This window comes from Ensifer sp. D2-11, from assembly GCF_054161295.1.
The window spans coordinates 776,348-802,816 of the sequence record NZ_CP096435.1; the positions used below are offsets into that span (position 1 = coordinate 776,348).

General features: G+C 61.4%; 24 protein-coding genes and 1 pseudogene. 4 read left to right on the plus strand and 21 right to left on the minus strand.

Annotated features, from left to right (window positions below; translation table 11 throughout):
* Positions 1-21: 21 nt before the first annotated feature.
* The 19 genes from M1D34_RS29530 to M1D34_RS29620 form a co-directional block, all read right to left on the minus strand.
* Positions 22-1,689, minus strand: a complete 1,668-nt coding sequence (locus tag M1D34_RS29530; protein ID WP_498784709.1) for an ABC transporter ATP-binding protein — start codon at positions 1,687-1,689, stop codon at positions 22-24.
* Positions 1,682-2,578 carry an ABC transporter permease gene (locus tag M1D34_RS29535; RefSeq protein ID WP_498786178.1) on the minus strand — a complete coding sequence of 299 codons (897 nt, stop codon included), beginning with the start codon at positions 2,576-2,578 and terminating at the stop codon, positions 1,682-1,684. The genes M1D34_RS29530 and M1D34_RS29535 overlap by 8 nt, the downstream gene beginning before the upstream one ends.
* A 26-nt stretch (positions 2,579-2,604) precedes the next feature.
* On the minus strand, positions 2,605-3,516 hold the full coding sequence (locus tag M1D34_RS29540) for an ABC transporter permease (RefSeq protein ID WP_498784711.1): 912 nt from the start codon (positions 3,514-3,516) through the stop codon (positions 2,605-2,607).
* 69 nt (positions 3,517-3,585) lie between these two features.
* Complete coding sequence (locus tag M1D34_RS29545; RefSeq protein ID WP_498784713.1) at positions 3,586-5,112, minus strand: ABC transporter substrate-binding protein; 1,527 nt, start codon at positions 5,110-5,112, stop codon at positions 3,586-3,588.
* A gap of 58 nt (positions 5,113-5,170) precedes the next feature.
* A complete protein-coding gene (locus M1D34_RS29550) occupies positions 5,171-6,097 on the minus strand; it encodes a dihydrodipicolinate synthase family protein (RefSeq protein WP_498784715.1) in 927 nt (308 codons plus the stop codon).
* A 178-nt stretch (positions 6,098-6,275) separates the two neighbouring features.
* On the minus strand, positions 6,276-7,265 hold the full coding sequence (locus M1D34_RS29555) for an ABC transporter substrate-binding protein (RefSeq protein ID WP_498784717.1): 990 nt from the start codon (positions 7,263-7,265) through the stop codon (positions 6,276-6,278).
* A gap of 40 nt (positions 7,266-7,305) precedes the next feature.
* Complete coding sequence (locus M1D34_RS29560) at positions 7,306-8,163, minus strand: ABC transporter permease (protein WP_498784719.1); 858 nt, start codon at positions 8,161-8,163, stop codon at positions 7,306-7,308.
* 1 nt (position 8,164) lies between these two features.
* Entirely contained in the window at positions 8,165-8,971 is an 807-nt protein-coding gene (locus M1D34_RS29565; RefSeq protein ID WP_498784721.1) for an ABC transporter ATP-binding protein, read from the minus strand.
* A 111-nt stretch (positions 8,972-9,082) separates the two neighbouring features.
* On the minus strand, positions 9,083-10,309 hold the full coding sequence (locus tag M1D34_RS29570) for an enolase C-terminal domain-like protein (protein ID WP_498784723.1): 1,227 nt from the start codon (positions 10,307-10,309) through the stop codon (positions 9,083-9,085).
* 134 nt (positions 10,310-10,443) lie between these two features.
* Entirely contained in the window at positions 10,444-11,340 is an 897-nt protein-coding gene (locus tag M1D34_RS29575) for a LysR family transcriptional regulator (protein WP_498786180.1), read from the minus strand.
* A gap of 387 nt (positions 11,341-11,727) precedes the next feature.
* Positions 11,728-13,020, minus strand: a complete 1,293-nt coding sequence (locus M1D34_RS29580) for a TRAP transporter large permease (protein WP_498784725.1) — start codon at positions 13,018-13,020, stop codon at positions 11,728-11,730.
* A gap of 39 nt (positions 13,021-13,059) precedes the next feature.
* Positions 13,060-13,593 carry a TRAP transporter small permease gene (locus tag M1D34_RS29585; RefSeq protein WP_498784727.1) on the minus strand — a complete coding sequence of 178 codons (534 nt, stop codon included), beginning with the start codon at positions 13,591-13,593 and terminating at the stop codon, positions 13,060-13,062.
* Positions 13,594-13,699: 106 nt separating this feature from the next.
* A complete protein-coding gene (gene dctP, locus M1D34_RS29590; RefSeq protein ID WP_498784729.1) occupies positions 13,700-14,698 on the minus strand; it encodes a TRAP transporter substrate-binding protein DctP in 999 nt (332 codons plus the stop codon).
* Positions 14,699-14,973: 275 nt separating this feature from the next.
* A complete protein-coding gene (locus M1D34_RS29595) occupies positions 14,974-15,654 on the minus strand; it encodes a GntR family transcriptional regulator (protein ID WP_498784731.1) in 681 nt (226 codons plus the stop codon).
* Between the two features lie 11 nt (positions 15,655-15,665).
* Complete coding sequence (locus tag M1D34_RS29600; protein WP_498784733.1) at positions 15,666-16,154, minus strand: VOC family protein; 489 nt, start codon at positions 16,152-16,154, stop codon at positions 15,666-15,668.
* Positions 16,151-17,260, minus strand: a complete 1,110-nt coding sequence (locus tag M1D34_RS29605) for a mandelate racemase/muconate lactonizing enzyme family protein (RefSeq protein ID WP_498784735.1) — start codon at positions 17,258-17,260, stop codon at positions 16,151-16,153. The genes M1D34_RS29600 and M1D34_RS29605 overlap by 4 nt, the downstream gene beginning before the upstream one ends.
* The gene (locus tag M1D34_RS29610; protein ID WP_498784737.1) at positions 17,257-18,063 is read right to left on the minus strand and encodes an SDR family NAD(P)-dependent oxidoreductase; all 807 of its coding nucleotides are present in this window, start codon (positions 18,061-18,063) and stop codon (positions 17,257-17,259) included. The genes M1D34_RS29605 and M1D34_RS29610 overlap by 4 nt, the downstream gene beginning before the upstream one ends.
* Before the next feature lies 1 nt (position 18,064).
* Positions 18,065-19,135: a glycerol dehydrogenase gene (locus tag M1D34_RS29615; RefSeq protein WP_498784739.1), complete on the minus strand. Its 1,071-nt coding sequence runs from the start codon at positions 19,133-19,135 to the stop codon at positions 18,065-18,067.
* Positions 19,136-19,147: 12 nt separating this feature from the next.
* Complete coding sequence (locus tag M1D34_RS29620; protein WP_498784740.1) at positions 19,148-19,981, minus strand: shikimate dehydrogenase family protein; 834 nt, start codon at positions 19,979-19,981, stop codon at positions 19,148-19,150.
* Positions 19,982-20,071: 90 nt separating this feature from the next.
* On the opposite strand from M1D34_RS29620, the gene M1D34_RS29625 reads away from it, so the two are divergent.
* Entirely contained in the window at positions 20,072-21,106 is a 1,035-nt protein-coding gene (locus M1D34_RS29625; RefSeq protein WP_498784742.1) for an L-idonate 5-dehydrogenase, read from the plus strand.
* A gap of 161 nt (positions 21,107-21,267) precedes the next feature.
* Here the strand turns inward: M1D34_RS29625 and M1D34_RS29630 are convergent, their stop codons facing one another.
* Both M1D34_RS29630 and M1D34_RS29635 read right to left on the minus strand, forming a co-directional pair.
* Positions 21,268-22,242: a transketolase family protein gene (locus tag M1D34_RS29630; protein WP_498786182.1), complete on the minus strand. Its 975-nt coding sequence runs from the start codon at positions 22,240-22,242 to the stop codon at positions 21,268-21,270.
* 2 nt (positions 22,243-22,244) lie between these two features.
* Positions 22,245-23,111: a transketolase gene (locus tag M1D34_RS29635; protein WP_498784744.1), complete on the minus strand. Its 867-nt coding sequence runs from the start codon at positions 23,109-23,111 to the stop codon at positions 22,245-22,247.
* A gap of 774 nt (positions 23,112-23,885) precedes the next feature.
* Here M1D34_RS29635 and M1D34_RS29640 point away from each other — a divergent pair.
* The 3 genes and pseudogenes from M1D34_RS29640 to M1D34_RS29650 all read left to right on the plus strand — a co-directional run bounded on the left by M1D34_RS29640 (position 23,886) and on the right by M1D34_RS29650 (position 26,408).
* Positions 23,886-24,887: a LacI family DNA-binding transcriptional regulator gene (locus tag M1D34_RS29640; RefSeq protein WP_498784746.1), complete on the plus strand. Its 1,002-nt coding sequence runs from the start codon at positions 23,886-23,888 to the stop codon at positions 24,885-24,887.
* Positions 24,888-25,066: 179 nt separating this feature from the next.
* Positions 25,067-26,100: pseudogene (locus M1D34_RS29645) on the plus strand (sterol desaturase family protein).
* On the plus strand, positions 26,097-26,408 hold the full coding sequence (locus M1D34_RS29650) for a MocE family 2Fe-2S type ferredoxin (protein ID WP_498784748.1): 312 nt from the start codon (positions 26,097-26,099) through the stop codon (positions 26,406-26,408). Before M1D34_RS29645 ends, M1D34_RS29650 begins: the two are co-directional and overlap by 4 nt.
* Positions 26,409-26,469: the final 61 nt, after the last annotated feature.

The following is a 26,469-nucleotide window of genomic DNA, read 5'->3' on the forward strand; positions in this document are numbered from 1 at the left end:
TGCATTCCTTGTCGCTGAACTCTAAGCGCCGTGATATTCGGCCGCCTCGATACGCTGCATCCAAGCAGGAATTTCACCCGCGCTGAGCAGCCTGCGGGTGTATTCGTCCCGCGGCCGGAGAAAGAGGTCGTCAGTTCGCCCGTGTTCGACCACGGCACCAGCCTTCATCACCATGATCTCGTCGGCGAAGCTGCGCACGATGGGCAGGTCGTGGGTGATGAAGATATAGGATAGATTGAGCTTGTCCCGGAGGTCAGCCAGCAGAGTGATGATCTGCGCCTGGATCGAGACGTCGAGCGCCGATACCGCCTCGTCGCAAATGATGATGCGCGGTTCAGAGGCGAGCGCCCGGGCGATGGCGATACGCTGCCGCTGGCCCCCGGAAAACTGGTGCGGATAACGCTCCGCGTGCTCAGGCTCCAGGCCGACCAGGCGGAGCAGCTCCCGGACGCGCGCTCGCCACTGCGCCCTTGGCAGGATGTCCCGGTGGATGGCCAGAGGCTCGGCGATGATATCGGCGACCGCCATTTTCGGATTGAGAGAACCATAGGGGTCCTGAAACACCATCTGGACGTCACGCCGGAAGGCGAGCAGGTCCGGACCGCGCAGCGAAAACAGGTTCTTGTCGCGATAGTGCACCGAGCCGGAGCTCGGATCAGTCAGCCGCATCAGCAGGCGCGCAACCGTCGATTTGCCGGAGCCGGATTCACCGACGATGCCGAGCGTCTGCTTCTCGCGTAGGGTGAAGCTGACGCGATCGACAGCGCGCAGAGTCCCGGCTGAACCGACAATGAGGCCGCGTGAGATATGATACTCCTTGGAAAGATCGCGGGCGACCAAAAGCGGGGGGCGCAGCTCGCTCGCCACTCCGCTCCGCTGCGTCCTTTCCACCTGCGGGATCGCGGCCAGAAGTTGCTGCGTATAGGCGGCCTTCGGCGTCGTGAAGGCCTCTCGGATGTCGCCACTCTCGACGATCGTTCCGTCCTTGATGATGGCAACCCTGTCCGCCATAAGGCCGGCGACCGCAAGATCGTGGGTGATCAGGATGAGGCCCATGCCCATTTCGCGCTGGAGATCCTTGAGGAGGTCCAGGATCTGGCGCTGGACCGTAACGTCGAGCGCCGTCGTCGGCTCGTCGGCGATGATAAGCTTCGGCGAAAGCGCCAGGGCCATGGCGATCATCACGCGCTGTCGCTGGCCGCCCGAAAACTGCTGCGGGTACTGATCTGCCCGGACGCGGGCATTGGGTATGCCGACGCGCTCCATGAGACCAATCGCCTTTTCCTTGGCTTCCTCCCTGTCGCGAGCACGTCCGTGGATGCGGAAGACCTCCGCGATTTGCCAGCCGACGCTATAGACTGGGTTAAGATGGGCGAGCGGATCCTGGAAGATGATGGCGATCTCAGCGCCGTTGATCTTCCGCCGTTCCGTGGGCGTCATCTTCAGCAAATCCCGACCCTCGAACCGAATGCGGCCGGCGGTGATGCGGCCGGGCGGCATGTCGAGGATGTTCATCACCACCGACGCGCTAACGCTCTTGCCTGAACCGGATTCCCCTAGGATCGCCAGCGTCTCACCGCGTTCGACCCTGAGATTGATTCCGTCAACGGCCTTCACCACGCCGCGGGGACCGGAAAACTGGACCTTGAGGTCTTCGATCTCCAGCAAGGGTGCTTGCGGTTCAGTCATTCCTGCGTCTCCCTTCAAGCCGCCAGCGCTGCTGCGGGTCGGTCGCGATGCGCAACCAGCTCGCAAGGATGTTCAGCGAGAGCGCAGTGAGCGTGATGGCAAGGCCGGGCCAGAACGACAGCCACCAAGCGCTTGCGATGTAGTTGCGGCCCGTAGCGACCATCGAGCCCCAGGTGAAATCGGGTGCCTGGATGCCGAGACCGAGAAAGCTGAGGCCGGATTCCGTGATGATGACGGCGGCGAAATCGACGGCGGCTATCGTCAACAGCGTCGGCAGCACGACCGGCGCGATGTGCCGGAAGAGCACACGAGCGGGGCTTGCCCCCATGGCTATGGCTGCTGTGACGAAGACCCGGCTTCGCGCCTCCATCACCTCGGCACGCGTCGTGCGCAGATAGACGGGGATGCGGGTGATTGCGAGTACGATGACAAGGTTCGCAACGCTCGGCCCGAGCACATAGAGGACGACGAGCGCCGTCAGCAGCGAGGGAAAACTCATGATCATGTCGGTCAACCGCATGATCACGTCGCTCACCAGTCCGCCGCGGTAGCCGGCGATGAGCCCAAGCAGTGCACCGACAACGACCGACGTGATGACTGCCGTCACCGCGACCGCCATGGTGGTCTGCGCGCCGACAATGATGCGGGCGAGCAGGCTGCGGCCGAGGTTGTCGCCGCCGAGAATATAGAGGAAGCCTTTTTCGAATTGGGGCGGCGCATTGCGCCCGGCAAAGTTGACGCCGCCCGCTGCGTCTCCGACCAGCAAGGGTCCGACGAGGCAGGTGATCGTAAGCAGGAGAAGAAAGAGTGCGGCGAGCGTCGCGAACTTGTCCGCCCATAGCAGCGAGAGGACCGTTCCGAGGCCGGAGCGTCGTGGAGCGGAGTTCATCGCTTTGGTGGTTTCGATAAGATAGGTCATACGTGCCTCACGCGCGGATCGAGGGCGACATAGGCAATGTCGAGCAGGATATTTAGGATGAGGATGGCGCAGGCAGTAACGAGGATCGATGCTTGGATGACGGCGAAGTCGCGCTGCATGATCGCATCGATCATCAGTCGCCCGATACCTGGCCAGCCGAATACGGTCTCGACGATAACCGCGCCGTTCAAAAGATTAGCAGCAAGATCGCCTGCGACAGTGATGACAGGCAGCATCGAGTTGCGCAGCGCATGCACGAAGATGATCTTCGGCTGGCTGGCGCCCTTTGCATAGGCCGTCTTCACGTAAGGAGACGAGAGCGCGCTGATCATCGAACCGCGCACCACCTGCCCGAGCAGGCCGAAGGGCCTCAACGCGAGCACAAAGAGCGGCATGACCCAGTAGGCAGGCCCGCCAACGCCCGAGGTTGGCAACCAGCCGAAGCTGACAGCAAAGATCAGAACGAGAATGATGGCGATCCAGAAATCGGGGGTGCTGGCCCCTGTCAGAGAAAGCACGCTGATCAGACGGTCGAAAGCGCCCCCAGGCTTGCGGGCGGCGAGCGAGCCGCACAGGATCGCCCCAGCAAATGCGATCGCAAGCGCCATGGACGCCAAAGTGAGGGTGTGCGGGAAAGCTTCTAGGGCGATGTCCATCGCCGACCGCTGTTGGCTCAGCGAGGTACCGAAGTCGAGGTGCAGGAGATCGACCACATAGCGCCCGAATTGAACGTAGATCGGATCGTCAAAGCCGTGGAGCCGTGAAAAGGCTTCGCGATCGGCCGGCGACGCATCGAGCGGCAGGAACAGATAAGACGGATCGCCGGTCATGCGCGAGAGAAAGAAGACGAGCAGCAGAAGGCCGGCCATCGACATCAGGGTAAAAAACGAACGCTTGAAGAATCTCATGACCTCTTCCTTCGTGGGAGGGTGCGTGAGGATGATGCGGCCCCGGCTGGGGCCGCATCATGCGGGGTGTTATTCGCTGGCCCGGAAGCGGATTTCCGACAGGTTGATCTCGCTGTTAGTCGCCAGCGATGGGCGCCAGTCGAGGCGCGGACTGACGCGCGTGTAGCCGATCATGTGATACATGTAGACGTCGGCCACTAGATCGTCGTGGAGCAGCTTGAACGCCTCCCGGAAGGCCTCCGTACGAGTCTCGCCGGTGGCAGGCTCTGCCTTGGCGATCAGTTCGTCAACGCGCTTGTCATGGACAGCAGAATTGACGCCTTCCGAGTGATACTTGTTGAATGCAGTAAAGGTCGCGTCGCCCAGGAGATTGTCATGCTGGTCCTGGTGAAGGTTTGCCACGTCGGGCTCCGGGAAAGGCCGGTTCTGGTAGCGCAGCCAGTTGCCTGTATCGAACATGCGGATGTTCGTGTTGAGGCCGAGTTCGCTCCACATCGCCTGCATAGCCTCAAGGGCCTCGCCGGCATTCACGTAGATCTCGTTGCGGCCGATGATGGTGATCTCCCTGTCGATCGGCACGCCGTCCGCCTTCGCCTCAGCAAGAAGCTGCTTCGCCCTTCCGGGATCGTAGGGGAACGGCTGAATGTCAGGATTGAAGCCATTGACGTTCGGCCCGACGAGTTGTTCGGCGAGCTTCGCCTCCTCGCCGAACAGCACCTTCAGCCCTTCGCGGTCGATCGCGAGGTTGAGAGCCAGACGGACGCGCTTGTCGTCGAGCGGCGGCACGTTCGTGCTGATGCGAAGCCGGGTCGTCTCGCCGTTTGGATAGGCAAGATCCGTCTCCGGATTGTTGGCATCGGCAACCGAGATGATCGGCGTGAGGTCGGCCTCGCCGGTTGCGACCATCGCTGCGCGCAGTGCCGATTCGGAGCGCCAGACATAGCGCGCTCCGGCGACGACCGGCTTTTCACCCCAGTAATCGTCGCGCCGCTCCACGGTGATGTCCGTTCCAGCATTCCAGGCGGTCAGCACGTAGGGCCCTGTGCCAATCGGATTACGGCTCGCACCTTCCAAGGTCATGTTGGGTGAGCTCATCTGTACCACGGTCATCATCGTGGGGAAGATCGGGATCGGCTTATTGGTTTTGAAATCGACCACGTAGTCGCTGACGGCCGTCGTATGTATGTCGACGCCGCCAAGGGTTTGCTGCTTCGTGTTGCACGTCATGTCGCCGCGCTGCAGGCGGTCAATGGAGGCCACGACAGCCTGCGCATCGAACGGCGCACCGTCGGAGAACGTCACGCCTTCGCGCAGATGGAAACGCCAAGTATCTGGCGCAGTCTGCTCCCAACTCGTCGCCAGCTCCGGCTTCACCTCCCCGGTCTCCGGGTCGATGGCGGTAAGAGGCTCGGTGATATTTTGGATAAGCACTCGCCCGACGCTGGAATGCTTCGATTCACAAGGCTCGAGTGATGGCGGTTCCTCCGGCAAAACGACGGTCACCGTTTCGTTGGCCGCGCTGGCATATGGTGCAAGACCGGCCACGGCTAGAAGCCCCGAAATACCGGCTGCAAGATACGTTCTTCCCTTTGGCATGCGTTCCTCCCGTTGATTGATTTGGCGCCCACGCCCTCCCCCGGCGCGGGCGGTTTGGTCATGCGGCTTTTCGAAGTCTCCCAATCAGCTTTTCCGCCGACAGCAGCGACGACAGCATTTCACTCTGCACTGCCGTCAGCGGCCAAGCCGAGGGTGAACGCGTTGCGCCGCAATCGTGGCCCATCATCTGCAGCGCCGCCTTAACACCCGTGACATTGGTCCCGTTCATCTCCTGCGCACGCACCTCCTCGAAGGCGCTCATGCGTCGGATGAGCGCTGCAGCCTCCTCATACCGGCCGGCGTCGAGTGCCTTGTGAATGGCGACGGAGTGCTCCGGCCAGACATTGATCAGGCCGGAGGTGAACCCACGCGCGCCAACGGCATAAAGTGGCGGCGCCCAGGTTTCGGCGAGGCCGCCAACCCAGACGATATGCGACGGCGTGTTATGGACCGCCTCGGCAAGCTTCATCGGGTTGGGCGTCGCCCATTTGACGCCGATCACGCCTTCGAGACTGCAGATGTCCTGGATTGCCTTGAGGCCGATGAGATCGTTGCGAAGATAGAGGATGAGCGGCAGACCGCCGCTTGCCTCGTGCACCCGTCGGACATAATCGACGATACCGCGCGGTGCAACGAAAGGGTCCGGCGGCTGGTGGATCATCAGCGCGGAGGCACCCGCTTCAGCTGAGGCCTTCGCCAGGCTGCAGGCATCCTTGATCGAGCGACCGATGCCTGCCAGCAGCGGAATACGGCCGTCGATCTGCTCGGCAGCGGCGCGAACCATGGTCTCGGCTTCGTCGGTCGTCAGTGCATAGAATTCGCCGGTATTGCCGTTCGAGACGAGAATGTGCACGCCGGCCGTGATTGCCCGGTCGATGATCGGCTTCAGGCGCTGCGGCGCGACCTCATCCTGCCCGTCGAATGGCGTGACGAGAATGCCCGATATGCCCGTCAGAGCCTTGGCGAGATCGAATTGAACGCCCATGCAAACCTCCCTGTTTCCTGCATTTCATCTGAACTGAAAGGGATGCTAGGAGGTGGATTGATAAAGGTCCATTTCATAAAGTCACTTGATCGATACAGAAATTGTATCGATCTCGAGCGAACACGAGAAAGGGCGGGGATCCCTCCCCACCCTTCAAAAGTCCCAGCGATGGGGCCTGTCAGCTACCCTCACGCGCGGTGATTTCAGGGAAATACAGGTCCTCCCACCTTTCTGGGCCGCTCGGAATGATACCGGCACGATGCATGAACTGCACGACGGGCAACGTCCCCTGCGGTGTCGCCGAGAAGATCGATCCCTTTGCGTTCAGCACCTTCAGCACCTCATCGACGCTGAGCTTGTCGCCGCTAATCTTCAGATAGAGCTCGGCTGCCGCCTGTTTGTCCTTGTTGATGAACTCGTTCGCTTCATCCAGCGCGGCGATCAACGCCTTCACGGCCACCGGATTGGAATCGTGGAATGCCGTGGTGGTGAACATGATGTTGCTGACCAGCGGCGTCTCGGACAATTCCGCGCTGTCGAATACCTTGTGCACCCTCGCGTCCCGCAGCTCCAAAACGGAATAGGGCGGCGTCGAGAAATGCGTGTTGACCTCGTGTTTGGGATTGAGAAGCGCCTGCAGCGAATCCGAGTGAGAGAGCTGCACCGTCTGGCTGTCAAGCTTCGTGCGCCCCTCCTCACCGTAGAGCTTTTCGAGTGCCATGGACAGCATGACTGCCTGATTGGATACCTTCACCGTCGGCACCGCGATACGATCGTTCTCGGTGAAATCCTTCAGAGACTTAACATCGGGATTGCGCGTCAGCAGCGGCAGCGAGATCCCGGCGACGCCGGCCACACCCTTCACATTGCCCTTGGTGCGCGACCACAGGATGGCGAAGTTCGTCAGGCCCGCAGACACGAACTCGACATTGCCGGAAATGAGCGCATCCGTTGTGGCGCCGCCATTTGCGAAGGTAATCCACTGTGCCTTCAGGTCCGGTTGGCCAAGTGCAGCAGCGTGCTTCTCGAAGAGCTTCTGATCCTCCATCACCATCGATGGCAGGTTATTCATCTGCAGTTGCTTGGCGAAGCGCACATCTTGGGCCAGGGCGCTGCCAGCCATTGCGGCCAACAGCGTGGCGATTACGCCAACTTTCTTGAATTTCACTGTGTTTTCCTCCTTTGGTGGACCTGCCTCGTCCCGCAGGTCAGTTTTGCACGCCCCATTTCTGGATGGTGGCTCGCTCGATGGTCTTGAAGATGAGGTTTTCGATCACAAGGCCGATGACGATGACCATCAGGAGGCCGGCGAAAACCGCAGGAATGTCGAGAACGTTGCGGTTCTCGAAGATGTACCAGCCGAGGCCACCCTGGCCGGAAGAAACGCCGAACACGAGTTCGGCCGCGATCAGGGTGCGCCAGGCGAACGCCCAACCGATCTTGAGGCCCGTCAGGATCGTCGGAAAGGCGGCGGGCACCAGGATCTTGAAAACATAGCTCAACCCCTTGAGCTCGTAGTTCCGCCCGACCATACGGATCGTCTGCGAAACGCTACGGAAGCCTGAATGCGTGTTGAGCGCAACCGCCCACATAACGGAGTGAACGAGCACGAAAACGAGACTGCCGATTCCGAGGCCGAACCAGATGAGCGCTAGTGGCAAAAGCGCGATCGCGGGCAGTGGATTGAATGTCGCCGTCAATGTTTCGAGTAGATCCGTGCCGAGGCGGGTGTTGATCGCAAGGATCGTCAGGCCAGAGGCCAGTATGACGCCGAGGCCGTAGCCCAGCACGAGAATCTTGAGGGAAGCCCATGTCCGCTCAAAGAGGACGCCATTCAGAACGGACGACCAGAGCGAAAGGAGCGTGTCATAGAGGGTTGGGAAGAGCAGCGGATTTCCAAGTGCGCGCGCATAAACCTCCCAAATCGCGGCTAGGACGAGAAGGATGAAGGTCTTGCGCACCGCGCCGTGCGACCAGAACAACTCCCGGCCAGAGAGGCGCACCTGCAGGTCGACCTTGCCGGTCGCATCGGGAACCTCTGGTCGCATGATGATGGTGGCCTGCATATCAGTGTTGCTCCCCGGCAAACAGCAGTTCGTGAATTTCGGCTTCCAGTTTCGCTGCCGAACCGTCGGAGACGTCGATCTTGTCCACGTCACAGACCTCCGCTTTTACCCGGCCTGGATGCGGCGACAGCAACAGAATGCGGTTGCCGATTTTGATCGCCTCGCCGATTGAATGGGTGACGAAAAGGACCGTGAACCTCGTCTCATCCCAAAGCCGCAGGAGTTCGTCCTGGCAGGTGCGGCGCGTCAGGGCATCTAGCGCTGCGAACGGCTCGTCCATCAGCAAAACGTCGGGTTCCATCGCCATCCCGCGCGCAATCGAGACGCGCTGCTTCATGCCGCCGGATAGCGTGTGCGGATAGGCCTCTGCGACCCGGCTGAGGCCGACCTTCTCGATGTAGTGCCGGGCCTTCTCCTCCGCCTCCCGGATCGGGAGCTTCGCGGCGTTCAGCAGTGGAAACAATACGTTGCCGAGAACCGTCTTCCAGGGAAGCAGTTGGTCGAATTCCTGGAAGACCATCATCCGGTCGGCGCCTGGTTGGGTCACCTTCCGGCCGTTGATGGTGATTTCGCCGTCGTCAGGCTGGAGATAGCCGCCGACTGCTTTCAGCAGGGTGGATTTGCCGCAGCCGGAGGGACCGAGCAGGATGAAGCGGTCGCTTCGATTGACATTGAAGGTCACGCCCTCGGTGGCCGTGATCATCATCTGCTGCGTTTTGTAGCGGAGCGTCACGTTGTTGACCTCGACAAGCGGGGATATCGCCGCCTTGTCGATGGTGCGGCTCGAGGGCCTGCTTATTGCGTTCATGGTGGACGCCTCCTCCGTCCTCGTCGCTGGCCGAGGCCCTGATCGGGCCTCGGTCTCGCGACGCCTATGTACAGCTTCGGACCTGTAGTTCACGCCCGAGGCTGCGTCAGGTCAGCCTGCAGTGACGACTTCCGTCGCCTGATGGTTTCTCTTGATCAGGCAGGCGTCGTATTCGACACCAATCCCTGGACGACTGGGAACCGTCAATGATCCGTCCTTGCCGATGGCGTTCACGTTGTCGCTGTACCCACAGGTGTAGATCTCCGGCGAGGGATCATCCATTGCAGGCGAGACGTTCGCGCACTCATACATGGTCGTGCTCTGCATGGCGGCGACGAGATGGCGATGGACCGGGCTCGGACCGTGCATCTCGACGCTGACACCGAGGGACTCGGCAAAGCGGATCGTCTTCAGGCAGCCGGTTACGCCGAGATCGTAATGCGCGTCGGCGCGCAGGATATCCGTACCGCCTGCAAGCAGGAAATCAGCCTTCGCTTCCGGTCCCGTCACGTGCTCCGTCTGCAGAATGGGGATGTTCAGGGCATCGCACAGTGCCTTGTGCTGGTGAATGCCAACCCCGAGTGGGCGCAATGGATCCTCGAACCAGCGGAAGCCGGCCTCCTCACAGGCTTTGCCGACGAAGATTGCATCACTGATGGAATCGAAGACGCAGGCCGGGTCGAGCATCAGCTCGCTGCGCTCGCCGAGCTTTTCGCGCATGTAAGCGACATTCTCCGCCTCCTCCCATTTGTTGCCCTCGTGCCAGCTGTGCATCTTGAATCCCTTCCAGCCCTTCTCCTTGAGGTCTAGAAAGAAGTCGGCGACGGCCTCCTTGCTGGGCAGATTGTCGAGGCGGTCGCCATTGTGGCAAGAAACATAGGCCGGGATTGTCTCCCGGAATCCTCCAAGCAACTGTGACAGGCTGGCGTTGTACGCCTTGCCGGCGAGATCCCACAGCGCATTATCGACAAAGCTCAGGCCATACGAGTTCGCCGGTCGGCCTGCGCGGCGGGCAGTGCGCCAAATGAGCTCGCGCTCGTGCCAGCGATTGCCAACCGCAACCTTGGCAGCGACGACGGCCTGGTCGACGGTGCCTGTGGTGGCGAAGTTGGCATATTCGCCGACAGGACCATCGGATGTGAAGATCCGCACCATGAGAACTGGTCGCGTGTAGACTGCCCCCGGTGTGTAGACCATCGACCCGCCGATGACGTTCGATTTGTAGTTCCGTGCGAAATTCTTGATATCGACGGTAAACGTGGTGATTTCGATCTTGTCGATCGTGCCGGTGGTCAAAGATGCCGTGGCGACATCACTTTCCTTGACATGGCTGGTCATGCTCACTCCCTAGAATGCTGCTGAACTGCGCGCGATCATTTCAACCTTATCGATGGGCGTCCAATTGCATTCGAGGATTGATCGATACCGATCTTGTATCAACAAACCACACGTATCAGCCGTGCCGATGCCTCTTAGAGGATGGTCGCCGCATGCTCGACGATGATGTTCCTCGCCATCTCAACCAGGGGGCTGTCATTGCCGCGTCGCCAGGCCAGAAACACCTCGACGCGCGCCTCCTCGGGAAGTTCGATGGGCCGGAAAACGATGTTGGGTAGGGAGATGACTTGCGAAGACCGCGGAATAAGCGCGCAGCCGACGCCGGCACTCACAAGCGCGAGAATGGTATGAGTCTGGCCGAGATACTGCGCAAACTTCGGCCGCACCTTGGCGTATGTGAAAAGAGGTGCAAGAATCTCGTAGGTGTACCAACCATCGGCCGGCGAATACATCACGAAAGGCTGCCCATCGAGATCCTCGATCGCGATATTCTCCTTGTGCTCGAGTGGGTGCCCCACATGAAGGGCGAGAACGAAAGGTTCGCGCTGGATGCATTGGAGCTCCAGTCGTTCCTTTTCGCGCGGCAGGCGGATCAGCCCGAGGTCCGTCCGGCCAGCGGTCAGCGCCTCGATCTGTTCAATCGTCAACATTTCGTGCAGTAGCAGGTTCACGCCCGGCGCTTCGTTGCCCACCGCCTGTATGACCCGAGGCATGATGTCGAATGCGGCGACTGGTATGAACCCGAATGAAATGCTCCCATGTTGCCCGGCCTCGGCCTGACGCGCGGTCAGCGACGCGGCTTCGGCGCGTTTGAGAAGATCCTGCGCCTCGACAAAAAAGGACTTGCCTGCTGCAGTCAGACGTACAGAGCGACTCGTGCGTTCGAAGAGCTTAACGTTAAGGTCGTCTTCCAGCAGCTGGATTTGCCGACTGAGCGGCGGTTGAGTCATATGAAGATGCTCGGCCGCGCGTCGGAAGTTCAGCTCACGGGCGACCGCAACAAAACACCTGAGTTGGCTTAGCTCGAACACTTCCATCTCCCATCTCACGACATGCGGCGTGCTTTACATTTAGGTTGTGAGTGGTCAACCTAGTCGCCGTCTTGGGGGGCTCGGACCGCCAGCGGTCCCTGAGTGGCGAGCATATCCATGACCTCTCGGACCGGAGAGCGGGAAACGCCCAAACGCTAGGTCTTTAGATGCTCGCCGACCGAAAGCTCACCGGATGTGAAGAGCAGGGTGATTTCATTCCCAATGCTTTGTGCCGCTGGCTAGAACGCATCTCCAACCTCCCGGACCTGTAGGTTTCGATGGAACCAACTCGTTTGTGGCTCCAAAGGCCGCGCTCATCTCTGGGCGGCGATGCGCTCCTGCGCGCCAAGGGAGACTGCGCGGCAAAAGAAAGCTGGGCCGCGCTTCTCACAGGAACATCCACGGCAGGAGCAGCGAGATGGCCGGGATTAGCGTGAGCAGCAACAATGCCACGACCAGCGCGATAAAGAACGGCCAAGCCTGCCGCACATAATCCTCGATTCGGACTTTGGCGATGGAAATGGTAATGAACATCATCGTGCCGACAGGCGGGGTGAACCCGGCGATGGTCAGGTTTACCGCCAGAATGATGCCGAAATGCACGGGATCAATTCCCATCTGGGTCGCCGCCGGCAGCAGCAGCGGCGTCATCAGGATGATCGCCGATCCACCTTCGAAAAAGAAGCCGATGACCAGTAACAGCAGGTTCACGACAAGCAGGAAGATGATGGGATCGTGGATCGAACCGAGCAGGAAGCTGGAAAAGGCGCTCGGCACGCCCTCCCAGGTCAGATACGTCGAAAAAGTGTTGGCCGCGCAGATGATGAACATCACGCCTGCCGTCGCCACTACGGATTCCTCAACGATCGCGCCGGCATGGCTCCAGTTCAGCTCGCGATAGACGACCACGCCGACGAAGATGGCATAAACCACCGCGACAGCGCCCGCCTCGGTTGGCGTGAAGACGCCGAAGCGCAGCCCCATAATGATGCCGAAGGGCAGCAGCAGGGCCCAGATACTTTCGACCAGTTGCGCGCCGATCTCGCGCAGGCCCGCCCGGCTGTCGCGCGAGGGGGCATAGCCCTTACGCCGCGAGATGATCGCGACGGTGACCATTAGGATGATGCAGAGCAGCAGGCCGGGCAGAAAACCCGCCAGGAACATATTGGCCACAGACACATCCGCCACGAGGGCGTAAAGGATCAGAATGATGCCCGGCGGAATGATCGGCGTGATGCAGGACGAGGCCGCCGTGACTACGGTCGAGAAGGCCTTGTCATAACCCAGGCGCACCATCTCGGGCACGACCATCTTGGTCTGCATCGCCGCGTCGGCATTTGCCGAGCCGGAAAGCCCGCCCATCATCGCCGAAAGCGCCACGTTGACCTGCGCCATGCCGCCGCGCATATGGCCGAAGAGTAGGTCAGCGAGGCCCAACAACCGTTTTGTGATGCCCGCATAGTTGAATACCACACCGGCGCAGGTGAAGAACGGGATCGCCAGATATGGAAAGCTCTCCATAGAGGCGACCATGGTCTGGATCATCGTCTCCTTCGGCATGAAGGTGTTGACAATTCCGAAATAGAAGGCCGTCGCGATTAACAACGCCATCGCGATGGGTACGCGCAGGCCGAATAGCGCAAACAGCAGGATCACCGGCGAGAACGAAAGCAGCGTCATTGGGGTCTCTTTCGGATTAGGCGTGGATCACGGCCCTGCTCAAGGCGAGGAGCCTTCGCAAAGCTCGGCCTGCTTTCCCGGATGGGAAGTCGGGTGGGAACCCCTCAGCCGCTGGACGAAATGCACCGCCGAATAAAATGCCATCAGCCCGAAGGCGAGCAGGGGCGCGAGATTGATCCAGAAATAGGGGACCTCCAGCACCGGCGTCCTGCGCACGAAGCCGCCCGCGGCCAGCACCCAAGACAGCCAGCAAAACCATAGGTTCGCCCCGACGAGCGTCAAATCCACCAGGGCTGAGACGCTACGTTGAAGCCGCCTCGGCAGCAATTCGAAGAAGACATCAACCGAGATCAGCATCCGTGTCCGGTAGAGCCAGGCGATTGCGGGAAAGACTGACCAGGAAAAGCCGAGATAGGCCAGTTCCTCGGTGAAGAGCAGGCCGGTACTGAGCAGATAGCGCAGGAAGACATTGGCAACGACCACGCCAAGCATGATCACGAAGAACAGACCCGCCACGTAAAGCTCGGCCTTGTCGGCGATCATTCGTGCGCGGGAGGTTTGAGGATGGGTCATCATCTACCTTGCTGGAACTTGTATCGCGCAAGGCCGAATGCGCGAGCACTTGGCCGCCCCCTTGAAGACGAAGGAGGCGGCGATCGCATGCTGCAGCCCGTGCGGCTCAGCCGATAATCTCGTGGATCTTGTCGTAAAGCCCCGGCGTCCATTCCGGGAAATGGCCGGGGGTCTCGGCGGCCGAGGCGAAGAAGCTCGCGCGGTCCACGTCGTTGAAGGTCAGCCCGGCCTCTTTAAGCTTACCCCGATATTCGTCCTCGAGCGCGACAATCTGCGGCTGGCGCACCGCGGTGTAGCCGCGGCCGACTTTATCGAGCGCCTTCTGCGCCGCCTCGGGCAGGCCGCCATAGACCTTTTGTGACATCAGGATCGAGGTCGTGGCCACCAGATGCCCCGTCAGCGAGACGTATGGCTTCGTCTCGAACCATTTCGTGGAATAGATCACCGAGAGAGGGCTTTCCGCGCCATCGGCGACGCCCTGGCTGAGCGCTGTGTAGGCTTCCGAGAAAGCGGTGTTCGTGATGATGCCTCCGAGCACGCGTCCGACCTCGTTCCACATCTTCGTTGGCGCGTTGCGGATCTTCAGCCCGTGGGTGTCGGCACGCTTCCCGACCTGGCGGCTGGACAGCAAATGACGGGTACCGAAATAGGTCATCGTCAGGACGCGGATGCCTTGGGCCTGAACCTCCTCTTCCCATCCGCGGACAAGATCCGAGTTCCACAGAGTGCCGATGTCTTCAGGCTTCTTGACAAGGTAAGGCGCCATCATTGCGGCGAAGTCGGGCTTGTAATTATACAGATGGGTCGGGTCACTGTCCTGGAGTATCGGTGCGCCGCGAGACACCGCCTCGATCATGTCATTGGTCTTGCCCAGCGTTTCGGTGGGATAGACCTCGACGCGCAATGTGCCCTCGGCCGCTTCCTCGATACGCTTGCCGAAATCCTGCCACATGGGGAAGCTCGGGTCCTGGTTTCCGACCACGAGGTTCATGCGCAGAAGCACCGGCGACTGCGCCCGCAGGACGCTCGGCGCAGCAAGGCCCGACACCGCGGCCGCGCCTCCAAGTGCAAAGGTCTTCAGGAACTGCTTTCTGGTAATGGACATGGATCCTCCTCCTCCCAAAGCGCATCTTGTGCGCCGTTTTTCCGGCGTCCGGGCGGCCACCCAGCCCGTTCACCTCCCGATCCCCGAGATGCGGCGAACCGGACCCTCCCTATATGATATATGATGCATGATGAGTCCTTAACGTCAAGGAATTTTCTGCCGTTTTCTGCTTTTTCTGAGCGGAAGCGACCAGTTGCGGCGCGCATGCGACGACCTGCCACCGGGACGTACCGGCGGCCCGTGAACGGGTCCGTGATGGATACGTGCGCCTCGCGTCAGCTGGCGGCGGCGCCCTCTGCCAGTTCGGCGCCGATCTCGCGGATCAGGTCTTCCGCCCAGGCGATGTCTTCCTGGATTGCCTTGCGGCTACGCTCCTGATCCCGTGCGGCAAGCGCATCGAGTAGTTCATGATGTTTGTGTTCATCGCTGGCGATCTCGCGCGCGGGCATCCGTACGTGGAAAAGCCGCAGGAGTGGGCCAATCAATGTCCACATGTTTTCGCATAATCCCACCAGCAGCGGCATGCCAGACATGCGCAGCAAGGCGAAATGGAAATCGCGATTCAGGATGCTGGCCTTGGCCGGGTCGCGCGCCGCTGCGGCGATAAATCTTGTATGAATCTCGCGCAGCTCATTCAACTGCTTGGGCGTGATCCGCGCCGCCGCCTCATAGGCCGCGCGCCCTTCGAGTTCGCAGCGTATCGCCTGAATTTCCAAAAGCTGTGCCGTGTCGAAACGCGGCACCTGAAAGGAGGTTGCGGCCCGCATCTGCAGGGCGCGCTCGCTCACCAGCCGGAACATCGCCTCGCGCACGGGAGTGATCGAGGTGCCGTACTCCTCGGCCAGCCCCGAAATGGTCAGCCGGTGCCCCGGCTCATATTGGCCGTTCATCAAGGCCAGCCGCAGGCTGTTATACAGCTGTTCCGACAGGCTTTGACGAACGATCTTCTTGGTCATCTGCTTCATCCTCAGTCGCGCGACTTTTCGACGATCTCGATCAGGACACCGTGCGGATCCATCATATACAATCCCCTGCGGCCCTTGGCGACACCCTCGGTGATCGCGACCATGCGGCCCTGTTCGCGGCCGCCGCCGGCAAGGATGCGTGCCCGCAACATGTCCACGTCCGACGTCATCAAACAGATATGGGCTACATTCGCCTGTGAGGCGCGGGCGACGGCGGGACTGTCCTCGGGTGTCTCGAACTCGATAAATTCTATGTGGGTGCCGTGGCCGAACAGATGCACCAGCCGCACCTGCGCGCCTTCGACGCCCATGAAGCCCGAGATCCATTCCTGGCGGCGCTCGCCGATGGGCCGGGCCTCGAAGCCCAGAACGTCCCGCCAAAATCTCACCGAAACCTCGATATCCGGGGTGATGAAGCCTGTATGATCGAAGATGAAGTCGGGGAGCGCAGGGAGCGCAGCGCCGCCCACCGATGCGGGTGCGTCTGTCATCGGGTCAGGACCTCTCTTCGGGATATGAACGGTTGCAATGCGTCCCAGTTCAGCGCCAGGCCGGCGCCCGGTGCGTCCGGCGCGAGCAGCATGCCGCCCTCGACTTGGATCGGCCGAGTTAGAAAGGCATCGATCGGATCAGCGCCGAACTCGGGCAGAATCGCCTCGATCCGCGAAACAGTCTCATGCGCAAAGCCAAGATGCTGATGAAGCGAGGGGAAGACATGCGGGATGACCGTCTTGCCCTGCGCCCGCGCGAGCGCCAGCCCGTCGAGTGCATAGCCGACCCCGCCCGAAGAAGCCGCATCCAGCCGCAGGATATCCGCGCCCTCGGCCATGTCCCGCAGTGCGGCGAGGTCGATCGCATCCTCACCCAGACAAAGCGGAACGGTCGTGCGCTGTCGCAGCTCCGCCGCGATGCGCCAGTCTGTCGGCGCCACTGGATCTTCCAGGAACAGCGCGTCGGTCTCCTCGGCCAGACGACACCAGGGCAGCGCATCATGCGCCCGGCGCCATGACCAATGTGCATCGAGGCCGAACCGAATTCCCTCTGGCAACGCCCCTGCCAGCGCGCGCACCACCTCGCGGTCAAAGGCGATGTCGCTGCCGTCGATCATCAGCTTGATGGTCCGGAAGCCGCGCGCGGCTAAAGAGGCGCCTTCGCGCGCAGCGACTTCGGGGCTCATGCCGTAGCCGATCACTGGCATCAGTTCGACGCGATCTCGCACCGTCCCCAGTATGGCGTGTAGAGGCAGCCCGGCTACCTGCGCCTCGGCGTCCCATAGCGCAATGTCGCAAAGCGAGACGCCTCGCACCATCGTCGCGCGCGGAGCGGGTGTGGGACCAAGCGCCTCGATCCGCAGCCGCACCTTGTCGGCGACTGGACGGCCGAGATAGCGCCGCGCCGCCTCGGTCGCGATCTCGAAAAGGGGCATGCCACGGTCATAGCCATAGGCGTAGCCCGCAGCCCCGCCCGAAAGGTCCAGCCGCAGCGCCACATAGGCACGTTCTCGGATCGGCAAGGCGCCCAGGCGCACCGGCCGCTCAAGCGGAACTACCAGCTTCAGGATCTCGGCACGGGTGACGGTTTCGGAAAGTGGGCTCAACTTGATGCCCCCAGGTTCTGGCTTTCCACCAGCAGCGAGTTGCTAGTCATGCCGCCATCAACCATCAGCAACTGGCCCGTCACAAAGCTTGCCGCGTCCGAGGCCAGAAAAATCGCGGTGCCGGTCAGCTCTTCAGGCGCGGCCCAGCGGGCCATGGGAGTCCGCTCGATCACCACCTGCTCGAAATGCGTGCCCAGGACATGGCGGTTCATCTCAGTCAGGATATAGCCGGGGCCGATGGAGTTGACCGTGATGTTATACGGACCAAGTTCGGCCGCCAGACCGCGGGTCAGGCCCAGCACGCCATGCTTGGCCGCGACATAGGAGATGACACCAGGCCGGGATGATATCGACATGACCGAGCCGGTATTGATGATCCGCCCCCTGCCCTGCGCCTTCATCGGCCCCGCGCATGCGCGCGCCATCGCGTAGACGGCGTTCAGATTGATGTCGATGACGCGGGTGAAATCCCCCATCCCGTGATCCTCGATTGGCGCCCGGATCAGGATGCCGGCATTATTCATCAGGATGTCTAGCCGCCCGCACACCGAGACGATGCCATCGACCTGCAAGTCCAGCGCCTCGAAATCGGTAACATCGAAGACCGCGGGAATGGCTTTTCCGCCCGCGCTTTCAATGACGTGGCAGGCTTCTTCGGCAATTTCAGCGCGCAGGTCGTTGACGACCACTTGCGCTCCCGCGTGCGCCAGCGCCTGGGCGAAGGCACGGCCGATGCCCCTCCCCGCCCCGGTGATCAGGGCAACGCGGCCTTCGAGCGAAAACTGGCTTAGATCGATGCTCATCTCAGGCTGCCTCGATCCGCCCGATGGCCTCAGCGATGTCGTTCGCGGTGAGCTCACGGTTGAACTTTTTCATATGCGCCGCGGCGGCGGAAAGATCGGCGATGGTTTGCACGGTCGAATTCGAGGTCTGATCCGCGCCGAGCTGAGATAGCTTCAGCGGCAATCTCGCCGCACGGTAGAATTCGCGCATGTCCGCCATGAACTCGGGATCGCGATCCTCCAACTCCAGTTGCACCAACAGGCCATAGGCGACCTGATGCCCATGTAGAGCATTGGCCACACCCGGGACTGCAGACAATCCACGCGTCATGCCGTGGCTGACGGACAGGCCGCCGCTTTCGAAGGCGAGGCCGCTCATCAGCACCGCGGCCTCCACCAGCGCCTCAAAGGCCGGATCAGGCGTGCCGGCCGCATGGGCTTCGTAGGCGCCGACGAGGTTCTCCCGCACGGTTGAATAGCAGGCGCGTGCCAGCGCCAGTGCGGTCAATGGCGAGCTGGCGCCGAAGACGTTCTTGCCGCCCGAGCCGATGCATTGTTCGACCTCGAAGACCTTGACCAGGGCATCGCCCACGCCGGCCGAAAGCAACTCCAGCGGGGCCTTGACGACGATCTCGGTATCGACCAGCACCAGATCGGGATTGCCCTTGTTCTCTTCGACGCCGACCAGCTTGTGATCGGAATCGTAAATCACCGCGATATGACTGGTCGGCGAATCGTTCGAGGCCACGGTCGGGACCGAGACGAAGGCCGCGCCAATGTTGCGCGCCACCATCTTGCCGGTGTCGATGGTCTTGCCGCCACCAGCCGCGATCACGATATCGGTGGGGGTATCGCCGATCTTGGCGACGATGCGGGCGATCTCGTCATAGGTGATCTCGCCGCCAAACCGCATCGGCGCAACCGAGATGCCCTCGACCTGGGCGCTTTGACGTACAGTGTCGCCGCAAAGCCTCATGACCCGCTCATCCGCAATGAGTACCGCCGATTTGCCGATGGCGGCCAGTTCTTTACCGATCCAGCCCAACACGCCGGGCCCTTGCACATAGCGGCGGGGCGCTCCGAAAACGATCATCTTGTCCTCCTATTATACGGTCTGGTGCGCGGATCCGCCGCCGGCGGGACCGAGCACGAAATCTATGAACGGGTCGATCTGGCCGGTGATCATCGCTTCGCCCGGCACGATCACGGCGCCGCGCGTCTCGGCCTCGCGCAGCAGCGGCGTGATCCTGGGCAGCATGACCACCTCGGCGACGGTCATCGCAGAGGTGATGCGCTCGGGCGCCAGAGGCAACGCATCGCCCTCATGCATTCCCAATGAGGTCGCGTTAATGGCGATGTCAAAGCCGGTGGGATCAGCCTTCCCGACCTCTAGACGGACGGATGCGCCGTGGGTTTCGACCAACTGGTCCAGACGCGCGACCATCGCTTCGGCCCGAAAGCGGGTGCGATTGGCCACGCGCAAACGTGTGATCCCGGCCTCAATCAGGGCGGCGGCAATGGCCAGCGCAACACCCCCTGCCCCGACGATCAGCGCGGAGCGGCCCTGAAGCGAAACGCCACGCTCGCGCAGCCCACCGACAAAGCCGGCGCCGTCAAGGATGCGGCCGGTCAGCGTGCCATCCGGCTCGCGCCGGATCACGTTGACGACTTCGAGGATCGCCGCGGCACCCTCGAGCCTGTCGCATAGCCGCGCGCACGTCTCCTTGTGCGGAATCGTGACGATGGCGCCGGCCAAGCTTTCCGCCTTTCGCAGTGCATCCATGGTGGCGGCCAGATCCTCGGGCCGGACCTGCCAAGGCACCAGCACGGCGTTCATGCGACGTTCTGCGCAACGAGGATTGAAGCGCTGGGGCGTTTGCAGGTGAGCTGCCGGATAGGCCAGATGCACCAGCACCGCCGTGGTTCCGTCGATCTGCATGCCCCCTCCGCTTCCTTGCTCTCATGTATGATGCATGATATTTCATCGTCGTCAAGCGGCCGATTCTCCGCCGCAATAGGAGGAAGCGAAGTGACAAAGGCGCTTGTCCTTGAAGAGCCACGCAAGCTGCGAATCGAAAGCCGAAACCTGCAGGAGCCCGGACCGGGCGAGCTGCGTGTGCGTATCGGCTATGGCGGAATCTGCGGTTCTGACCTTCATTATTTTTTGCATGGCGGGTTCGGAACCGTACGGATGCGCGGGCCGATGATCTTGGGGCATGAGATTTGCGGCAGGGTCGAGGCCGTCGGGACAGGCGTCGGTTCCGCTCGCATCGGCGAGATGGTCGCCGTCAATCCCTCACTGAACTGTGGCAGGTGCAAACACTGCGTCGGCGGCAAGCCTCGCTTTTGCGAGGATATGCGCTTCATGGGCAGTGCTATGCGAAACCCGCCGATCGAGGGCGGTTTTCGCGAACATGTGGTCTGCACGGCAGCGCAAGCCGTGCCCTTCGTGGGCGCGGCGCTGGAAGAGGCTGCGTTGGCCGAGCCCCTGGCCGTATGCTTGCACGCCGTGGCGCAGGCGGGCGATCTGAGGGGCAAGCGTGTTCTTATCACCGGATTCGGCCCAATCGGAGCGCTGTGCCTGCTTGCGGCGCGTCATGCGGGCGCGGCGGAGATCGTAGTGACTGACGTGGCCCGAGCCCCACTAACGCTGGCCCGAAAGCTGGGCGCCGATGCTACCCATGATACGTCGCAGCCGGGAGCATTGGCGGCACTGACCAGGGGAAGCGGCGAAATGCACGCGACCTTTGAATGCTCCGCTCATCCGGCCGCCATTGCCGATGCCATCGCCGCCACCAGCCCCTGCGGCACCATTGTCCAGGTTGGCATGCTCGGCGCGGAAACCACCGCACCCCTCACCCATGTCGTGACGAAGGAGCTCAACTTCCGCGGCACATTCCGCTTCGACGTGGAATTCGAGCAGGCCGTGCGGCTGATTTCCGAGCGCCACATCGATGTCCGCCCGCTGATCTCCCAACGCTTCCCGCTGGCAGAAGCCGAGAAGGCCTTTGCCCTGGCGCAGGATCGTAGCCAGGCGATGAAGGTGTTGTTGGATCTCACTTGAACGGGCCTTCGGAGCGAAACGGGCGCGCGACACACCCGGCGCGCCATTGTTACCGGCGCCCCTTCAACAAAGAGCGGCGGCAGCCCCGTGCCTCGGGACCGCCGCCTTCGACCGATCGGCCTCACAGAATCCGGACAGCCGATGCCAGCTGAGACAGATTGTCAGAGCAGCGCCTCCGCCACCTGCCGGATACCGTTCCCGTCGAGTTTGTAGTGCTGGTAAAGCCGCATCGGCGGCGAGATGAGGGCATATTCGTCCATGATCCCATGCCGCTTGAGCCGCGCCTTACCGGGATTTTCCGCCATGACTTCGGCCACCGCCGAGCCAAGGCCACCAAGGATGTTGTGTTCCTCGACGGTCAGCACTATGCGCGAGGCCTCCGCCGCCTCGCGCACCGCGGCCTCATCCAAAGGCTTGATTGTGTGCATGTCGATCAGCCCAGCGGAATAACCCGCCTCGCTCAATGCCGCGACTGCCTGCTTCGCACCGTTAACCGCCATCCCGCACGCGATGATCGTGACATCCTTGCCGATGCCGTGGACTTTGGCTTTGCCGATCTCGAAGGGCTCGTCGCTATCATAGACAACCGGATCGTGCCCGCGACCGGTGCGGAAATAGATCGGCAGGGGGTAGGTCGCCGAATGCCGCAGAAGCTGGCGGAACTGCGCGCCGTCGGCGGGTGAGATTACGGCCAGATCAGCGATCGCGCGCATCGTGGAGATGTCCTCGGTGGCGTGATGGGAGGTGCCGTAAAAGCCCATCGAAATGCCGGTGTGATGCCCGATCAGCCGCACCGGCTGCGCGCAATAGGCTACGTCCATGCGGATCTGCTCGCAAGCGAGCAAGCCTAGGAACGAGGCGAAGGTCGCTACATAGGGAATCATCCCGGTGGTGGCCATGCCGGCGGCGGCCGAGACCATGTTCTGTTCCGAGATGCCGAACTGCACGAAACGGTCGGGGTGCACCTGCGCGAACTTCACCAGCCCGTTCGAGTGCTGCAGGTCCGCGGTTCCCGCGGCGACTGGATAGCCCTCGGCGGCCAGCTCGATCAGCGTGTCGGCCAGGACCAAGAGGCTGGGCGCACGGGTGTTCAGGTCGCGATATTGCCAGCTTGCGGGAGTCAGGTCGGACTTGATGTTCATTGCGCTCCTCCGCTGATGCGGGTGTTCAGGATGGTCTGCCGGGCTTTCTCGCCGTCTTCGGGTGAGAGGTAGCCCAGATGCCAGCCGGGCTCGGTCTCCATGTAGTCGATGCCCTTGCCCTTTACGGTTTTGGCAATAATACAGCAGGGTTTTTCGCGGCTCTTGTCCGCCTTGACCCGACGCAGAAGCGATGTGAGCGCGACGATGTCATGTCCGTCCACCTCGTGCACCTCCCAGCCGAAGGCGCGCCATTTCTCATCCAGGGGCTCGATAGCAATGACATCGTCCACCTTTCCATCCAACTGGTACCCGTTGCGGTCCACGATAGCGATGACATTGGACAGCCTATGACTAGCGGCTGACATTGCGGCCTCCCAGACCTGTCCTTCCTGCATTTCGCCATCGCCCAACATCACGAAGACGTTGAAGGACAGATCCTGCATCCGGCCACCAAGGGCGATACCGACGCCGTTCGAAAGCGCATGTCCGATGGATCCGGAGCTGAAATCGACTCCGGGCACCTTGCGCATGTCCGGGTGATCGCCTAGCGGGCTGCCGAGGCGGGTGTAGCTGTCAAGCCATTCCCTAGGGAAATAGCCCAGATCCGCCAAGATCGGGAACAGCCCTACGGCGGCATGCCCCTTGCCCATCAGGAAACGGTCGCGCAGCGGCCATTTCGGGTCATCGTTAATCAACATGACGTCGTAGTAGAGGGCTGCGAAGATCTCGGCGCAGGAGAAGACCGAGGAATAGTGGCCGACCTTGGCGATTTCGATCAGCCGGATGGTCTCCAAGCGCACGAAACGCGCTCGGTCTCCCAATCGCTCGATCTGCTCCGTGGAAATATCAGTATTACCGTTCACGTTCGTCCTCCCATGATCATGGTTGTTGCGCGGGCCATCGTAGTAACTGCGAGCAAGCTATCGCTCTCCGGGGAGAGCGTCAAGTATCATGCATCATATATGATTGGAGCCCGCGCAGTTGCTCGATGCTTGCCGTTCCGGACAGATTGCTCCTACGGAGATATTCACGAACGGCTGCAGGAGAATTCTACGGCGAGTGCGCACGCCACACAGGACAGGAGGGAGCCGGTTTTGGATATATTGGGGATGTGTGCTCTGGACTCCACCGAACTGGCTCCTGGGGGAGTGTTCCTAGCCAGTGAAATGACCTGGGCTTTCGGCACTCGCCGATCTTCTCAACGCGACGAGTGGTATGACGAGACAAGAAGCCGAGAGCGTCATGCAGGCGAGGCAAAAATCGCTGCAAAGGCGCACCCGGGCTCCGCGAAGCTGAAATTCCTCCATGGTCGAGGAGCCGTTCCGGACGATACATTACGCGATCTTATGAGCACAGATCGAGAAAATCCTCGCAACAAGCCCTGCACACGCCTTGTGAAGAACTGAAGAACGGCTGCCTTCGCCAAAGGAGATCTCGCCGCTAGCATCTGCAATTTCCGGTGAATGGCGCAAAGCAGACATGTCACGTGACCAAATTTCCCGCGGCCAATCTCCATTCGCCCCGCTTTTGACTTCCCTGCATACCTCTGTGAGGCTTGCGGGCTCACCGTGTATGAGCAAAGGACACGCGCATGGAATCAACCATGGTCGCGTCAGCCCATTAGAGGGTGCCGGAAAGTGAGCAAGCCGAATTATCGCGACATCGCTCGCCATGCGGGCGTGGGGACGGCAACGGTCGAGCGTGTGCTGAATGGGCGCGGAGGTGTTCGACCGGAGCTGGTCAAGAAGGTGGTCGTTGCCGCGCGCGCACTGAACTACCCGCGCACGCTTCCCGACGCCCATCGAGGATTGCTGCGCATCGAAGTGTTGCTGGTCCGCCCCGAGACGACCTTCTATCGGCGGCTTTCCAAGGCGTTCGAAAGAATTGCCGACACCCTCGATCCTTTGGTGGTCGTACACCGCAGCTTCGCCGAAGAGATGAAGCCGGAAGAGATCGCAATGCGGATCCTGTCCGCGGACCTCACGCGCGCCGGTTTGATCCTTGCCGTACCCAGCAGTCCGGTGATCAGCGCGGCCGTGGAGGCGGTTGTCGAGAGGGGCCTGCCGGTCGTCCACGTTGTAACCCGAGCCTCAGTGGACAAGGGGGAGTTCGTCGGGATCGACAACTACGCGGCCGGGCGGACTGCGGCTCACTTCATCGCCCGCATGGCGCGGGCAGAGGGGCCGGTCGTCGCCCTGTGCCATCCCATCTATCAGGTACACCGCGATCGCATCCGGGGGTTCTCCGACTACTTCCGCGACAACCCCGGCCCCATTGCCTTCGAATGGCTCGGCTTCACTCGCGACGAAGAACACTACAGCGCCGAAACCCTGTCCACTGCACTTGAAAACTATCCGAATCTGGTCGGGCTCTATAATGCCGGCGGCGCGAACTCCGCCCTTATCGATGTGCTTCGCCGTCATCGGCGCGGCCGGGATGTACTGTTCGTCGGGCACGAACTGACCGAATACACGCGCGCCGCCCTGCGCGAGGGCATTATGGATGTCGTGTTGGATCAAGCGCCCGAGGCCCAGGCGCAGCGTGCGCTCGATCTGATCCTGCGTCGCATCGGCTTGACGGCGAGCGAACCGGATTACGCCCCTATTCGCTTCATCACCATTACCCCCGAAGGCCTTTGATCTAATTAGATCAAAGAAGGTTTCGCAGGTCGGAAAGCCTCCTGCTAACTTCGCGGCAAGGAGGAGAGCCTGAGTTGCAAGAGCTGCGCACCGGATAACGGCGCGACTGCATCGCTCCTTCCACCGTAAAAATTCGAACGGGCGCGGGACCTTCAATCCACCGCCCGAAGGAGAGCGCTATGGACGATCTCAAATATGGAACGCGCAACAAGCGCGGTGACTGGGCGCCGAACAAGCCGGTCGAAACCGCGCCCCTATTCGCCTTTCCGCCGCGCCTCAAGGCAGTCCTGAAGTGGCTGCCGCACTACTTCTTTCCATGGAATATGATCTTTGCGGCCTCGGCAGTGGCCTACTGGGCCTGGGTGATCCCGCCGGTGGAAAGGATGCAGACACTCGGCATCGAGTGGATCGCGTGGCTTTACGTGGTGAACGCTATCTCGGTGTTACTATTCTACGGCGCTTTCGAGCTGCATCTCTATGTCTTGAAACGGCAGGAAAACCGCTTCAAGTACAACGGCAGGTTCCCGGCCGATCAGAAAAGCAAGGCATTCTGGTTCGAAAGCCAGAACCTCGACAACATCCTGCGTACATTCCTCTCGGGTGTGACGATCTGGACCGCAGTCGAGGTCGCCATGCTGTGGGCCTATGCCAACGGATATGCGCCCTGGCTCGACTTTGCAGGAAATCCCTGGACGCTCGCCTTGGTCGCGCTCGTGGTTCCGATCATCCACGAGTTCCATTTCTTCTGCATTCACCGGCTCATCCACACCCCTTTGCTCTACAAGTGGGTGCATTCGGTCCACCACAATTCCGTCAATCCTTCGCCCTGGTCCTCGCTATCGATGCATCCGGTCGAGCATCTGCTCTATTTCGGAACGGCCTTCTATCACCTGATCCTGCCCTCCAATCCGGGGCTGATGCTCTATAGCTTCATTATGCGGGCTTCGGGGCCATTCCCGGCCATGTCGGCTTCGACAAGGTGGAGATCGGCGAGGACAAGCTGGTCGATAGCCACGCCTATGCTCACTACCTGCACCACAAATATTTCGAGGTGAACTACGGCGATGCCCTGATCCCGCTCGATGAATGGTTCGGCACCTGGCACGACGGCTCTGCGGAGGGCGAGGCGCGGATGCAGGAACGCTACCGCAGGCGCAAGGAAAAACTCGCGGCCCGCAAGGCGCGCGTCGAAACCGGGGAGGCTGCCGAATGACCTGGGTTTCAGCTTGCAAGCTTGACGATATCGAGCAGGAAGGGGCCATCCGCTTCGACCATGGCGGGCGCACCTACGCGATCTATCGCGGGCCGGACGACAGCGTTTACTGCACCGCAGGGCTCTGCACGCACGAGGCGATCCATCTCGCGGACGGACTGGTCATGGATTTCGAGGTGGAATGTCCCAAGCATTCCGGCGCCTTCGACTATCGCACCGGCGAGGCCATCCGGCTTCCCGCCTGCGAGAACCTAAAAATCTATCCGGCGGAAGTGATCGACGGAGAGGTTCGCGTAACGCTCGCTTAGCTGCGCGTCATCGGCTGGGCCGCACCGGCCTCCGGGGATTGAACTGGGTGGTCCGGCGCCC